Origin of the sequence: Pseudomonas sp. SK3(2021), assembly GCF_016772375.1 — a bacterium.
In the GTDB taxonomy this organism is placed as follows: domain Bacteria; phylum Pseudomonadota; class Gammaproteobacteria; order Pseudomonadales; family Pseudomonadaceae; genus Aquipseudomonas; species Aquipseudomonas chlororaphis_I.
The window spans coordinates 861,689-876,008 of sequence record NZ_CP061943.1 but is presented as its reverse complement, the minus strand read 5'-3'; the positions used below and the strand labels follow the sequence as shown (position 1 = coordinate 876,008).

The 14,320-nt window shown below is 64.3% G+C and carries 10 protein-coding genes; 2 read left to right on the top strand and 8 right to left on the bottom strand.

What is annotated here, in order from left to right; all coding sequences use genetic code 11:
* The first annotated feature begins 168 nt into the window (after window positions 1–168).
* Window positions 169–756, top strand: coding sequence for a cytokinin riboside 5'-monophosphate phosphoribohydrolase (locus tag IF690_RS03890; RefSeq protein WP_202698909.1), 588 nt, complete (start codon window positions 169–171; stop codon window positions 754–756).
* A 68-nt stretch (window positions 757–824) separates the two neighbouring features.
* The gene (locus IF690_RS03885; RefSeq protein WP_202698908.1) at window positions 825–1,010 is read left to right on the top strand and encodes a hypothetical protein; all 186 of its coding nucleotides are present in this window, start codon (window positions 825–827) and stop codon (window positions 1,008–1,010) included.
* 359 nt (window positions 1,011–1,369) lie between these two features.
* Here the strand turns inward: IF690_RS03885 and IF690_RS03880 are convergent, their stop codons facing one another.
* The 8 genes from IF690_RS03880 to IF690_RS03845 all read right to left on the bottom strand — a co-directional run bounded on the left by IF690_RS03880 (window position 1,370) and on the right by IF690_RS03845 (window position 14,319).
* Entirely contained in the window at window positions 1,370–2,275 is a 906-nt protein-coding gene (locus IF690_RS03880; protein ID WP_202698907.1) for a transglutaminase family protein, read from the bottom strand.
* A complete protein-coding gene (locus IF690_RS03875; RefSeq protein ID WP_202698906.1) occupies window positions 2,275–4,761 on the bottom strand; it encodes a circularly permuted type 2 ATP-grasp protein in 2,487 nt (828 codons plus the stop codon). Before IF690_RS03875 ends, IF690_RS03880 begins: the two co-directional genes overlap by 1 nt.
* Window positions 4,762–4,848: 87 nt before the next feature.
* On the bottom strand, window positions 4,849–8,124 hold the full coding sequence (locus tag IF690_RS03870; protein WP_202698905.1) for a transglutaminase family protein: 3,276 nt from the start codon (window positions 8,122–8,124) through the stop codon (window positions 4,849–4,851).
* 173 nt (window positions 8,125–8,297) lie between these two features.
* Window positions 8,298–8,816, bottom strand: coding sequence for a hypothetical protein (locus IF690_RS03865; RefSeq protein ID WP_202698904.1), 519 nt, complete (start codon window positions 8,814–8,816; stop codon window positions 8,298–8,300).
* A 110-nt stretch (window positions 8,817–8,926) separates the two neighbouring features.
* On the bottom strand, window positions 8,927–11,227 hold the full coding sequence (locus tag IF690_RS03860) for a YgiQ family radical SAM protein (protein WP_202698903.1): 2,301 nt from the start codon (window positions 11,225–11,227) through the stop codon (window positions 8,927–8,929).
* A 193-nt stretch (window positions 11,228–11,420) separates the two neighbouring features.
* Window positions 11,421–12,818: a replicative DNA helicase gene (gene dnaB / locus IF690_RS03855; protein ID WP_023970228.1), complete on the bottom strand. Its 1,398-nt coding sequence runs from the start codon at window positions 12,816–12,818 to the stop codon at window positions 11,421–11,423.
* A 133-nt stretch (window positions 12,819–12,951) separates the two neighbouring features.
* Complete coding sequence (gene rplI / locus IF690_RS03850) at window positions 12,952–13,398, bottom strand: 50S ribosomal protein L9 (RefSeq protein WP_007921484.1); 447 nt, start codon at window positions 13,396–13,398, stop codon at window positions 12,952–12,954.
* Window positions 13,399–13,419: 21 nt separating this feature from the next.
* Window positions 13,420–14,319, bottom strand: coding sequence for a hypothetical protein (locus IF690_RS03845; protein WP_202698902.1), 900 nt, complete (start codon window positions 14,317–14,319; stop codon window positions 13,420–13,422).
* Between the last annotated feature and the right edge of the window lies 1 nt (window position 14,320).

Genomic DNA, 14,320 nt, shown 5'->3' with positions numbered 1-14,320 from the left:
ACCATCGGAGTGTCTGCCATGCACCTCAACAGCCTGTTCCGCAGCCTGCTCGCCGCTTACGCCTGTGGCGCCAGCGGCACCTATGAAAGCCCCCGCCGCGAGGATTGACCCTTGGAGCGCGGCCGGCCAGCCATTACTCTGTGGCCCTCACCGACCATGGAGTAAAGCATGTCTTTAGCGTCTGTATGCGTGTTCTGCGGTGCCAGCACCGGCACCCACCCGGCCTACCGCGAGGCCGCCGAAGCCCTCGGGCGCCATCTGGCCGAACGCAAGCTGACCCTGGTCTATGGCGGTGGCGCCGTCGGCCTGATGGGCCTAGTCGCCGACGCGGCCCTGGCGGCCGGCGGCGAAGTCATCGGCATCATTCCCCAGAGCCTCAAGGACAAGGAAATCGGCCATCCGGGCCTGACGCGCCTGGAGGTGGTCGACGGCATGCACGCCCGCAAGGCACGCATGGCCGAGCTGAGCGACGCCTTTATCGCGCTGCCGGGTGGCCTGGGCACCCTGGAAGAATTGTTCGAGGTCTGGACCTGGGGCCAACTGGGCTATCACGCCAAGCCCCTGGGGCTGCTGGAGGTGAATGGCTTCTACGAGAAACTCACGGGTTTTCTCGATCATATCGTCGGCGAAGGCTTCGTTCGCGCCCCGCACCGTGACATGCTGCAAGCGAGCGATTCGCCGCGCAAACTGCTGGATGCGCTGGAGGCCTGGCAACCCACGGTAGCCCCCAAATGGGCCGAGCAAAAACCCGATTAACCGCCAGCCCCCGATACAAGGCAGAATACGCGCCGCTCAACCTCACCTTCGACCCCAGAGGATCGCCCATGGCTAAACCCAATTACTCCTTCGCCAAACGTCAGCGAGACCTGGCAAAGGAGCAGAAGAAAGAGGAAAAGCTGCAACGCAAGAAAGCGGCCGCTGAAGAAGCCGGCGCACCGAGCCCGGAGACAGAAGACGAAGTGGCCGTCGATGACGCCAATGCCGTAGACGATCAGGCCCCCAAGGCCTGAGACCCGCCAGGCCCGATACTCCCATCAGGCCCTCGGGATCTGGGGTCGGCCATCCGCTGCCGACCCTCGGATACCCAATGCTTTGACAATCGAATCGCGATAACCCTGTGGCAGGTTGGCCGGTAGCTGGTCCGCTGCGAACAGGCCGACTTCCTTGTGCTCGTGGCTGACGGTCGGCACAAAACCGCCCAGGAGCCGGCAGCGATAGGTCGAGATAAAGACATGCTTGCCGGGGATGACCTCGAACAGGTACCTGTAAAACCTGTAGCCGCTGCCGAAGACTGCGATAAGGTTCGAAGAGCCTCCCTGTGGCTGCAGAGCACGGCCGCCACGCACCCGAGCGCAGCCTGCGGCAGCGGCTACAGAGAGATCCGTTCATTCAGCGGCATCACCGTCACCCGCACTTCCGGGTCGTGGCTGCCGCCGCCGAGAATCACCCCGCGCAACGGCGAGACATCGGAAAAGTCCCGGCCCCAGGCCAGGGTGATGTGCTCCAGCGCCGGCTGCACATTGTTGGTCGGGTCGAAATCGACCCAGCCGAGTACCGGGCAGAACACCGAAACCCAGGCATGGGAAGCATCCGCGCCGATCAAGCGTGGCTGCCCCGGTGGGGGCTGGGTCAGCAGATAGCCGCTGACATAACGCGCCGCCAGGCCGCGGGAACGCAAACACGCCAGCATCAGGTGGGCGAAGTCCTGGCAGACCCCGCGCCGCCGCTCCAGCACCTCCACCAGCGGCGTCGCCACCTGAGTGGCTTCGGCATCGAAGGTGAACTCGCTGAAGATCTTCTCCATCAACGCCTGTACCCCGAGCAACAACGGACGCCCGGCGGGGAAACAGCTTTCGGAAAAATCGACGAAGCTCTTCTTCAGGTGCACATAGGGCGACTCGAAGCGGTAACGACATGCCTCCATCAAGGCCGCGGACAACGGCCGGCTGCTGTAGGTCAGCGCACTGCGGGTGGCGTCCCAGGGCAATGAGCGGGTGAAATCCAGCGCAGGCCGGGCCAGCACCTCCACCGTCAGTTGCGCATTGACCAGCAGCTCGTCATGGGGGCGCTCGAACGCCAGCCGGGTCAGCGGGTTGCCGAACACATCCAGCTCGTCGCGGCGGGTGGTGGGCTCGGGGCTGATCAACAGTTCCTGCTGGCTGCAATGCTGCCAGGCGCAGGCCCGCGGCCACAGGTGCGCCAGCTGCTGGGCCAGGGACACCGGGCTGTCGTAGTGGTAATGGGTATCGTGGAAGATCTGGTAATGAGCGCTCATCAGACGGACACCGTTTGTTGGCTGACATCGTCGACATGGGCGAAATGCCGCAGCGCCAGGCGGTCGGAGACCTGCCCGCTGGCATCGGCGATTTCTTGCAACAGATCGGCCAGGCCTTCGAGCGCCGCGCGCACGCTGGCTTCGCCGAACAGCGGGTTTTCCAGGCAACCCAGGTCGAAGCGCGACAGGCGCCCCACCAGCTTGGGCAAACCGGCCTCGCGCGGCACGCCGAACTCGTCGTTCAAGCGATTGAGGGTCCGGGTCACCAGCTTCAGCTGGAACAGCACCGCGTGGGGGTTCTGCTCGTCGAGCAGCAACAGGTCGAGCACCGGGATCAACTGCGCCACCGCCAGGTAGCGGGAACGGTAGGTGATGCTGCTGTTGCCCAGTTCCAACAGCCACTCCAAGCCGGCCTGATCGAACGCGGTGGCGCTGTGCAGGAAGGCCGAAAGGCTGCTGCTGAGGAACTGCAGGCGCTCGATGCGCCGGCCGATCATCAAAAAGCGCCAACCTTCGTCGCGGGTCATGTCGTCCAGGGCGAAGCCCGACAGCGCCGCCAGGGACATCACCAGGCGGTTGAGGAAGTCCAGCAACTCGCCGAAGTCCGGCTCGCCGGCTTCCAGCGCCAGGGCTTCACGCTGCAACTCCACCAGCGCCTGCCAGTTTTCCCGCGAGAGCTTGCCGCGCACCTGGGACGCTGCCCACTGCAGGCGTTGCAGGTTGGAGCGCAGGCTGAAGGACCAGTCGTCCCCCTGCAAGGCCGCCAACAGGCGCTCGGGCAGTTCCCCCTCGTCCGGCAGCAACATCAGGCTTTCGCCCAGGTCGACCGCCGCCTGCAAGGCCTGCGGGTCATCGCCGTCGACATAACGCGCCAGCATGATCCGCAACAGCCGCGCGCTGCCATCGCAACGCTCGCAGTAACGACCGAACCAGAACAGGTTTTCCACCACCCGCGACGGCAGGTACGGATCGCGCCGCACCAGCTCATGCACGCCGATGGTCCGCTGGCCCTTCCACTGTTCGCCGCTGGGCGCTCGCTCGCCGAGCACCCAGGTGTCCTTGCTGGCGCCGCCGCGCTGCATCGATACCACTTCGGCATCGGCCTCGGCGGCCACCCGGGTCAAGCCGCCCGGCAGTACCCGGTAACCATCGCGGCTGGCCACGGCATACACCCGCATGCCGATGGCCCGCGGTTGCAGCTGGCCGTCCTCGGCCTGCCAGACGGGCGCCTGGGACAGCTGCGCCAGTTCCTGGGCGACATAGGCATAAGGCCGCGCCCGCATGCGTTCAGCCAGGGCCTGGCGTTCTTTCTCGCACAGGTCGCGGCCGAACAGCGGGGCAAAGCTCTGGGATGGAAACGCCGGCTTGATCAGCAGCTCCGGAAGTTTCTCCAGGGCCTGGGCCAGCACCGGCGCCTCGCCGCACCACCAGGTGGCGACGGACGGCAAAATCAGCGCTTCGCCAAACAGGTGCTCACTGATCTTCGGCAGGAAACCCAGCAGGCCTGGCGACTCCAGCACGCCGCTGCCCAGGGCATTGGCCACCAGCACCCGGCCCCGCCGCACCGCCTCCAGCAGCCCCGGCACCCCGAGGGCCGAATCGGTGCGAAGTTCCAGCGGGTCACAGAAGTCGTCGTCAAGCCGGCGCATGATTGCGTGGACCCGCCGCAGGCCGCTCAGGGTCTTGAGGTAGACCGTGGCGTCGCGCACCGTCAGGTCGCCGCCCTCCACCAGCGGATAACCAAGCTGGCGCGCCAGGTACAGGTGCTCGAAATAGCTTTCGTTGAAACGTCCCGGGGTCAGCAGCACGATCAGTGGTGCTTCGTCGTCCCGGGGCGCCTGGCGGGCCAGGGTTTCCTGCAGGGTGCGGAAGAAGCCGGCCAGGTGCTGCACCTGCAGGTCGCGGTACAGGTCCGGAAAGGCCCGGGACACGATCATGCGGTTTTCCAGGGCGTAGCCGGCACCGGACGGTGCCTGGGTACGGTCGGCGGTGACCCACCAGCGCCCGTCCGGGGTGCGCGCCAGGTCGACCGCGTACAGGTGCAGGAAGGCGCCATCCGGTGGCTGGATGCCCTGGCACGGCCAGAGAAAGTTGTTATGGCCGAAGACCAGCTCGGCCGGCAGCAGGCCTTCGCTGATCAGCCGCTGGGGGCCGTACAGGTCGGCCAGGACCGCATTGAGCAAACGCGCCCGCTGGGCGATCCCGGCGGACAGCTGCTGCCACTCATCGGCGGCGATCACATGGGGCAACAGGTCCAGCTCCCACGGCCGGTCGGCACCCTTGGGGTCGGCGTAAACGTTGTAGGTGACGCCGTTTTCCTGGATCTGTCGGGTCAGCAGGGCCTGGCGCTGCATCAACTGCGCCGGCGTGCTGCGCTGCAACTGGTCATACAGCCGGCGCCAGTGCGGACGCACCGCGCCGCTGGCGTCGAGCAGTTCGTGGTAAGTACCCGTCGTCAGCGGGTAGTGGTCAAGCAGGTCAGGCATGGAGAGCTCGGCAGACGGCAAGGTCAGTCAGATTAACGCAGACACGTGACACCCGGATATGCGAAACATCCGGGCGTCGCGTCTGCTTTAGAAACGTCGCAAATCGAGTGTCATCGGCAACTCGTCGTTGATCGTCAGGCTCGGCACCGACAAGGTGCCAGGGCTGTGCCCCAGGCGGAAGAAGCGCGCCATGCGCCGGCTTTCGGCCTCGTTGGCATTCACCGGCAGGCTGTCGTAGTTGCGCCCGCCTGGGTGGGCCACATGGTACTGGCAACCGCCCAGGGAACGCTGCATCCAGGTGTCGAGCAGGTCGAATACCAGGGGCGCATGCACCGGGATAGTCGGTTGCAGGCAGTTGAAGGGCTGCCAGGCCCGATAGCGCACCCCGGCGACGAACTCCCCGACCCGCCCGGTAGGCTGCAGCGGCACCGCGACGCCGTTGCAAGTCAGCAGGTAGCGCTGCGGCGCCAGACCGGTGAGCTTGACCTGCAGGCGCTCCAGCGACGAATCGACATAACGCACCGTGCCGCCACCGGCGCCCTCCTCCCCCAACACATGCCAAGGCTCCAGGGCCTGGCGCAGTTCCAGCTCGATACCAGCGACCGCGTAATCGCCGACCTTGGGGAAACGGAACTCCAGGTGCGCGGCGAACCACTCGGCACGCAGCGGATAGCCGGCGGCGTTAAGCTCGACTATGACGTCGGCGAAGTCCTGCTCGATGAAGTGCGGCAACAGGAAACGGTCGTGCAACTCGGTGCCCCAACGCGCCAGCTTGGCCGGTGCGTAGGGCTCGCGCCAGAAGCGCGCGACCAGGGCCCGCAGCAACAGTTGCTGGGCCAGGCTCATGCGTGCATGGGGCGGCATTTCAAAGGCACGCAGTTCCAGCAGGCCCAGGCGCCCGGTCGCACCGTCCGGCGAGTACAGCTTGTCGATGCAGAACTCGGCGCGGTGGGTGTTGCCGGTGACGTCGATCAACAGGTTGCGCAGCAGCCGATCGACCAGCCACGGCGGGCACTCCTCGCCCGGTTCGGGCATCTGCGCGAAGGCGATTTCCAGCTCGTACAACGCATCGTTGCGCGCCTCGTCGACCCGCGGAGCCTGGGAAGTCGGGCCAATGAACAGACCGGAGAACAGATAGGACAGCGATGGATGGTTGTGCCAGTAACTGATCAGGCTGCGCAACAGGTCCGGCCGGCGCAGGAAGGGTGAGTCCGCCGGCGTCGCGCCGCCCAGCACGAAGTGGTTGCCGCCGCCGGTGCCGGTGTGGCGCCCGTCGATCATGAATTTCTCGGTGGTCAGGCGGGTCTGCCGGGCTTCCTCGTAGAGGAATTCGGTGCGCTCCACCAGCTCGTCCCAACTGGCGGACGGCTGCACGTTGACCTCGATCACGCCCGGGTCCGGGGTGACGCGGAAGTTGCTCAGCCGTGGATCGCTCGGCGGCTCGTAGCCCTCCAGCAGTACCGGGCAATGCAGCTCTTCGGCGGTGGCCTCGATGGCACTGACCAACTCCAGGTAATCCTCCAGGCGCTCCAGGGGCGGCATGAACAGGTACAACCGCCCGCCCCGTGCCTCGGCACAGAACGCGGTGCGGGTCAGCCAGTCGGCGGACTGGTCGATCTGCGGCACCCGCTCATCGGCTACGGCCGCTGCGCCGTGTTCACGCAGTTGGGCGCTGTCCGGCAGCTCGGGCAGCTCCTGGTTCGGATCAGTGGGGTGCACATAAGGGTATTGCGCAACCGTTACCCAAGGCTGGGACGCCAGTGGCAGGCGATAACCCAGGGGCGAATCCCCCGGCACCAGCCGGCAATGGGTATCGCGCAGGTACCAGCGGCCGCTCTGCCACTGGTCGCCCCTGGCGGTACGGGCCAGCGGCAGGACCTGGCCGATGACCTTGTCCAGGCCCTGGCTGAATACCTTGCGCAGGCGCACGCGCTCCAGTTCGTCCGCCAGCCGCGAATCCTCGGCGGTGACGTTCTGCGGCAAAGTGCCCTCGCGCCACAGGTAGTAGAAGTTGTCTTCATAGGCCGGGAACACGAAGCGCGGCGGCAGTTTCAGGCGTTCGGCGACGCTGGCCAGGAAACGCCCGGCCAGCTCGCTGTCGGCGCCGTAGTCTTCGTGCTCGTCGGCGACCAGCGTGGCGTTGTGCCAGATCGGCACACCATCGCGGCGCCAGTAGCAGTTCAGCGACCAGCGCGGCAATTGCTCGCCCGGGTACCACTTGCCCTGGCCGAAATGCACCAGGCCCTTGGGGGCGTAGTGGTTGCGCATGCGCTGGAACAGCTCGGCGGACAGCCGGCGCTTGTTCGGCCCGAGGGCCGCGGTGTTCCATTCGGCGCCATCCGGGTCGTCGATCGAGACGAAGGTCGGCTCGCCGCCCATGGTCAGGCGCACGTCACCCGCCAGCAGGTCGGCATCGATCTGTCGGCCCAGGGCCTGGATCGCCAGCCATTGCTCCTCGGTGTAGGGCTTGGTGACCCGCGGCGCTTCCCAGACCCGCTCCACCGACATCTCATGGCTGAACTCGCATTCGCAAGGCTCCACCAGGCCGCTGATCGGCGCCGCCGAGGACGGATCGGGGCTGCAAGCCAATGGGATATGCCCTTCCCCGGCAAACAGCCCGGAGGTGGCGTCCAGGCCGATCCAGCCGGCGCCGGGCAGGTACACCTCGCACCAGGCATGCAGGTCGGTGAAATCCACCTCGGTGCCGGACGGGCCATCGAGGGATTTGACGTCGGCGGTCAGCTGGATCAGGTAGCCGGAAACAAACCGCGCGGCCAGCCCCAGGTTGCGCAGCAACTGCACCAGCAGCCAGGCGGAGTCGCGGCAGGAGCCGGAAGCCTTGTCCAGGGTCTGCTCGGGCGTCTGCACGCCCGGCTCCATGCGGATCAGGTAGCCGATGTCTTCGCTCAGGCGCTGGTTCAGGCCCACCAGGAAATCCACCGCCGGCATCGGCGTGCGGTCGATACCCTCGAGGTAAGCCTTGAACTTCGGCGTCAGCGGCAGGGTTTCCAGGTAAGGCGCCAGCTCGCGCTGCTCGTCGGCGGCATAGGCGAAGGGGATTTTCTCCGCATAGGGCTCGAGGAAGAAATCGAACGGATTGAACACCGCCATCTCCGCCAGCAGATCGACTTCAATGCGCAGCTCGTCGGTCTTTTCCGGGAAGACCAGGCGCGCCAGGTAGTTGCCCTGGGGGTCCTGCTGCCAGTTGATGAAGTGCTGTTCGGGCTGGACCTTCAGCGCATAGGAGAGAATCCGCGTGCGGCTATGGGCTGCCGGACGCAGGCGAACGATCTGTGGGCCGAGTTCGACCGCGCGGTCGTAGCGGTAATGCGTGACATGGTGCAATGCGACATGGATCGACACGGCGTGCCTCCTGCGGACCTGGACGTACACGAGAGCGCGCAAGACTTATGCCAGGGCACCCGTTCCGGCGCTTCCGCCAACGACTGTGGGCAGTACAGCACCAAAAGCGAGCGGCGTGTGCTTTGGCGTGCGCAGGGTTGCACATAAATGTGGCGACAGGATGTAACCGGCGGTCAGCGCACCCGCTTCAGACCGGCGTCCAGTTGCTGCAAACGCCGGCGTTTGCGCGCGGCCACTTGCAGCACCTTGAGCCCGCGCTGGTAGCGCCGGGTGCTCATCAGGTGCAGGCCGGTCAGGGGGATGCACAGGACCAAGGCCGGAAAGAGGTGCTGGCGGGAATCCAGCAGGACCAACAGCGCGCACGCCAGGCAGAACACCAGCGCGCCGAACAAGGCCCAGGCCCCGCGCGGGTAGCCGCGGATCACCAACAGGAAACACAGGCTCATCAGCAGGCCAACGCCCAGCATCGCCATCGCGGCGTAGTTGGCGACCTGGAAGTCACGGGGGAAATACAGGTGGGGCACCTGCGCGGCGGTCAGCGAAATGCTGAAGACCGTTGTCATCATCACCGCGATATGAATCACCCCGAAGCGTCGTACATAAGGCTGCCAGGCGAACCATTCGGCGGTCTTGAGAAGCAGCAGCTTGTCTTCGATCTGCTGTTGTTGCGGGGTTTTCCTGCGACGTAACACGCTGCTCTTCCTTGAATCGGTGCCAATCCTGGGCGCACCTTAACAAACCCGAACGGCGAAATGCACAACGCCAACCCTGGGGTTGGCGTTGTGCCTGTACCGCAGTTGCCTTAGCGGGGCACGACCGGTTTGCGGGTCGGTTTCTTGCCTTTGCCCTTGGCCGCATCCGTGCGCTCCTTGGCGGCCTGCTTGTTGCGGGCCATCGCGGCGGCCTTGGCCTGTTCGCGCTTGTCCCACGGGTTGCCGCCGTCGCTGCCACGCGGCGGCAGGCCGGTGTGCTGGGTGAGGATCCGGGTGGTTTCCTTGGCCACTTTGTGGCTGCCAGCCGGCGTCGAGTTCTTGCGACGGGCACTCTGGTAGCTGTCGGTAGCCGGCTGGTGCAACGGAATCAGCTGGTGCTTGCCCGGCCCGATCAGGTCGGCGCGGCCCATGCGGGTCAGTGCTTCACGCAGCATCGGCCAGCCTTTCGGGTCGTGGTAACGCAGGAACGCCTTGTGCAGGCGCCGCTGCTCCTCGCTCTTGACGATGGTCACCCCGTCACTCTTGTAGGTGACCTTGCGCAGCGGATTCTTGCCCGAGTGGTACATGGCGGTGGCGGTGGCCATCGGCGACGGGTAGAAGGCCTGCACCTGGTCGGCGCGGAAGCCGTTGCCCTTGAGCCACAGGGCCAGGTTCATCATGTCTTCGTCGGTGGTACCCGGGTGCGCGGCGATGAAGTAAGGAATCAGGTACTGCTCCTTGCCTGCCTCCTTGGAGTACTTCTCGAACATCCGCTTGAACCGGTCGTAGCTGCCGATGCCCGGTTTCATCATCTGGTTGAGAGGACCTTCCTCGGTGTGCTCCGGGGCGATCTTCAAGTAACCACCGACGTGGTGGGTCACCAGTTCCTTGACGTACTCCGGCGACTCGACCGCGAGGTCGTAGCGCAGGCCGGAAGCAATCAGGATCTTCTTCACCCCCGGCAAGGCGCGGGCACTGCGATACAGCTGGATCAGCGACGAGTGGTCGGTGTTCAGGTTCGGGCAGATGCCAGGGAACACGCAGGACGGCTTGCGGCATGCGGATTCGATTTCCGGGCTCTTGCAGGCGATGCGGTACATGTTCGCGGTCGGGCCGCCGAGGTCGGAGATGACGCCGGTAAAACCTGGAACCTTGTCGCGAATCTCTTCGATCTCGCGAATGATCGACTCTTCGGAACGGTTCTGGATGATCCGCCCTTCGTGCTCGGTGATCGAGCAGAAGGTGCAGCCGCCAAAACAGCCCCGCATGATGTTCACCGAGAACCGGATCATCTCGTAGGCCGGGATTTTCTCCTTGCCATACGCCGGGTGCGGGATGCGCTGATACGGCATGCCGAACACGTAGTCCATCTCTTCGGTGGTCATCGGGATGGGTGGCGGGTTGAACCAGACATCGATCTCGCCATGCTTCTGCACCAGCGCACGGGCGTTGCCCGGGTTGGTTTCCAGGTGCAGCACGCGGTTGGCGTGGGCGTAGAGCACCGGATCGTTACGCACCTTCTCCATCGACGGCAGGCGGATCACGGTCTTGTCCCGGGTCATCTTCGGGCTGGCCAGGATCTGCACGACCTTGGCCTCCTGGGGATCCTCGACCGGCCCCTTCTCTTGCTCGATGGCGCAGGCAGCGGTGTCCTGGGTGTTGACGTAGGGGTTGATGATCTTGTCGATCTTGCCCGGGCGATCGATACGCGTGGAGTCCACTTCGTACCAGCCCTGCGGCGTGTCGCGGCGAATGAACGCGGTGCCGCGCACGTCGGTGATGTCTTCGATCTTGTGCCCGTAGGACAAGCGCTGGGCGACTTCGACAATCGCCCGCTCGGCGTTGCCGTAGAGCAGGATGTCGGCGCAGGCGTCGATCAGGATCGAGTTGCGCACCCGGTCCTGCCAGTAGTCGTAGTGGGCGATGCGGCGCAGGGAGGCTTCGATGCCGCCCAGGACGATCGGCACGTGCTTGTAGGCTTCCTTGCAGCGCTGGCTGTAGACCAGGCTGGCGCGGTCCGGACGCTTGCCCGCCAGGCCACCGGGGGTGTAGGCGTCGTCGGAGCGGATTTTCTTGTCCGCGGTGTAGCGGTTGATCATCGAGTCCATGTTGCCGGCCGCGACACCGAAGAACAGGTTCGGCTCGCCGAGCTTCATGAAGTCGTCTTTGGACTGCCAGTTCGGCTGGGCAATGATCCCGACGCGGAAGCCCTGGGATTCCAGCAGCCGGCCGATGATCGCCATGCCGAACGACGGGTGATCGACGTAGGCATCACCGGTAACGATGATGATGTCGCAGGAATCCCAGCCGAGCTGATCCATCTCCGCCCTGCTCATCGGCAGGAACGGTGCTGGACCGAAACATTCGGCCCAGTACTTGGGATAGTCAAATAACGGCTTGGCTGCTTGCATGTCGATGACCGGTATAGGTGTAGATAAGGGCGCGTTTATTTACAGAGAAATTCGCGGGCGCGGAATATAGCACAAAAAATGACCAATTCCGACGACCATGGTCGGAAATCGGTGAGACGCCTATCGCGGGCAAGCCTCGCGCCTACAGGGACACGATGGCCTTGGAGGCGCGCCGCGATCGGGAGGTCGGGCCTTACTCGTCGTCGTCGAAGTTGTAACTGCCCGGCGCGAGGTTCTCGAAGCGGGTGTACTTGCCGATGAACGCCAGGCGGATAAAGCCGATCGGGCCGTTCCGCTGCTTGCCGATGATGATCTCGGCAATGCCCTTGTGCTCGGTCTCGGGGTGATACACCTCGTCCCGGTACACGAACATGATGACGTCGGCGTCCTGCTCGATCGCTCCGGATTCCCGCAAGTCGGAGTTCACCGGGCGCTTGTTCGGGCGCTGTTCGAGGGAGCGGTTGAGCTGGGACAGGGCCACCACCGGGCAGTTGAATTCCTTGGCCAGGGCCTTGAGGGAACGGGAGATCTCGGAAATCTCGTTGGTCCGGTTGTCACCGCTGGAACCCGGGATCTGCATCAGCTGCAGGTAGTCGATCATGATCAGGGCGATGTCGCCGTGCTCACGCACCAGGCGGCGGGTCCGCGCGCGCATTTCCGAGGGGCTGATACCGGCGGTGTCGTCGATGAACAGCTTGCGGTCGTTGAGCAGGTTGACCGCCGAGGTCAGGCGCGGCCAGTCGTCGTCTTCCAGTTGGCCGGAACGCACCTTGGTCTGGTCGATACGGCCGAGGGACGACAGCATACGCATGATCAGCGATTCGCCTGGCATCTCGAGGGAGTACACCAGCACCGCCTTGTCGCTGCGCAGCACGGCGTTTTCCACCAGGTTCATGGCAAAGGTGGTCTTACCCATGGACGGACGGCCGGCGACGATGATCAGGTCGGCTGGCTGCAGGCCGCTGGTCTTCTCGTCGAGGTCGGTGTAGCCGGTGGACAGGCCGGTGATGGAGTTGTCGGTGTTGAACAGGGTGTCGATGCGATCGATGGCCTTGGTCAGCAACTCGTTGACGCCCACCGGGCCGCCGGTCTTCGGACGCGCTTCGGCGATCTGGAAGATCTGCCGTTCGGCTTCGTCGAGGATCTCTTCGGCGGTGCGACCTTCGGGGTTGAAGGCGCTGTCGGCGATCTCGGTGCTGATGCCGATCAGCTGGCGCAGGGTGGCGCGCTGGCGAACGATCTGCGCATAAGCCTTGATGTTGGCCACCGACGGCGTGTTCTTCGCCAGTTCGCCCAGGTAACCCAGGCCGCCGACCTGGGACGTCTGGCCCTCCTTGTCCAGTTGCTCGGACAGGGTCACGACGTCGATCGGCATGTTCTGATCGGCCAGCTTGGCGATCGCGCGGAAGATCAAACGGTGGTCATGCCGATAGAAGTCGCCGTCGGAGACTTGATCGAGCACCCGCTCCCAGGCGTTGTTGTCCAGCATCAGACCACCGAGCACGGCCTGTTCGGCCTCGATGGAATGTGGCGGCACCTTCAGGGCAGCGGTTTGCAGATCGTATTGCTCGGGAGCGGAGATATCGTTCATGGCCACTTGGTTTTTTAGGAAAAGCAGGGGTTGAAAAACTCAGGGTACAGAAAGACAAAGGGCACGACCTGTAAACAGGATCGTGCCCGATGTTACCGGCTAGCTCCCGAGGGTGCCAGCCGACAAGTACTGCTTAAGCTGCTACCACGACAACGCGTACGGTGGCTTCAACTTCGGCGTGCAGGTGCACGGCTACGTCGAATTCACCTACGTTGCGGATGGTGCCGTTCGGCAGACGAACTTCGCTTTTTGCCACTTCAACGCCGGAGGCGGTCAGGGCATCAGCGATGTCGTGGGTGCCGATCGAACCGAACAGCTTGCCTTCGTCACCAGCGGTGGCAGTGATAGTCACTTCCAGCTCAGCCAGTTGGGCAGCGCGAGTTTCGGCAGAAGCCTTTTTCTCTGCAGCCAGTTTTTCCAGCTCGGCACGACGCGCTTCGAACGCAGCCAGGTTGGCAGCGGTAGCAGCGGTGGCTTTGCCGAAAGGCAGCAGGTAGTTACGGCCGTAACCAGCCTTAACGTTTACCTTATCGCCCAGGTTGCCCAGGTTGGCGATTTTTTCCAGCAGGATCAGTTCCATTTGGTAATAACCTCTTAACTTTTAACCTTCACCGTTCGCAGAGCCGTTATCAGCGTCTTTCGGCGCCGAACGACCGCGAAAATCAATCAGGCTGTCGACTATGGCCAACACCACGAGCAACGGATAGATCAGCTGCATAAACAGCAACAGCGTTACGTACAACCCCACCAGCCAGAACCTGGCCAGTCGCCCTTGCGCCACCAGCCCGTGAATCAGGGCCAGCCCGGCGAACACCAGCGGTACGCTGCACAACGGCGTCAGCATCGCCATCTGTGGACCGAGATTCGGTCCCAGCAGCATGCCGGCCAGCAGCAACATCGCCAGTCCCAGCGGGAGCTTGATAGCGCGAAACTCGCGACCAAAACCACCCGGGTTGTACAACAACGCCTGCCAGTAGCGCCCGACAATCAGGCTCAGCACACTGACGACCTGCAACAAAGCCGCTATCAGGCCGGTCAGGACCGGTGCAATCAGTGAGGCAAGACGAGCCTGCTCTTCAACCGACAACTGCTGGTAGAGATCACCGAGGGCCAACGGCAGGATTTTTACCAACTCCTGCGAGAGCATCTCGATCTGGGGGCGGTAAGCCACACCCAGCACTCCAGCAAACACCAGGCCCAGCGCTATGCTGACCAGCAGCACACGGTTCCAGGATTCGCTTGCGCGCAAAACCAACGCAAGGCCCGAAGACCCGAGCAGCACCATGAGTGCGCGTGGATCGTCGGAATACAGCCACCAGAACAGTGCCGGCAGCAATCCCAGGGCGAGGACACCAAGGGCGTCGCTCAAACCGCGCCGCAGGAGCACTAGGCTTCCCGCAGCAGCACCCAACCAATACAACAACGGCAATGCCGCACATCCGGCCACTACCAGAGTGGCCTGCATACGGCCGCGCATGATGAACTCAGCTAAGGCGCGCATG

Coding starts and splice junctions, on each gene's coding strand:
- IF690_RS03845 (WP_202698902.1), bottom strand. CDS start 14,319: ATGCGCGCCTTAGCTGAGTTCATCATGCGCGGCCGTATGCAGGCCACT.
- IF690_RS03880 (WP_202698907.1), bottom strand. CDS start 2,275: ATGAGCGCTCATTACCAGATCTTCCACGATACCCATTACCACTACGAC.
- rplI (WP_007921484.1), bottom strand. CDS start 13,398: ATGGAACTGATCCTGCTGGAAAAAATCGCCAACCTGGGCAACCTGGGC.
- IF690_RS03860 (WP_202698903.1), bottom strand. CDS start 11,227: ATGCAAGCAGCCAAGCCGTTATTTGACTATCCCAAGTACTGGGCCGAA.
- IF690_RS03890 (WP_202698909.1), top strand. CDS start 169: ATGTCTTTAGCGTCTGTATGCGTGTTCTGCGGTGCCAGCACCGGCACC.
- IF690_RS03885 (WP_202698908.1), top strand. CDS start 825: ATGGCTAAACCCAATTACTCCTTCGCCAAACGTCAGCGAGACCTGGCA.
- dnaB (WP_023970228.1), bottom strand. CDS start 12,818: ATGAACGATATCTCCGCTCCCGAGCAATACGATCTGCAAACCGCTGCC.
- IF690_RS03875 (WP_202698906.1), bottom strand. CDS start 4,761: ATGCCTGACCTGCTTGACCACTACCCGCTGACGACGGGTACTTACCAC.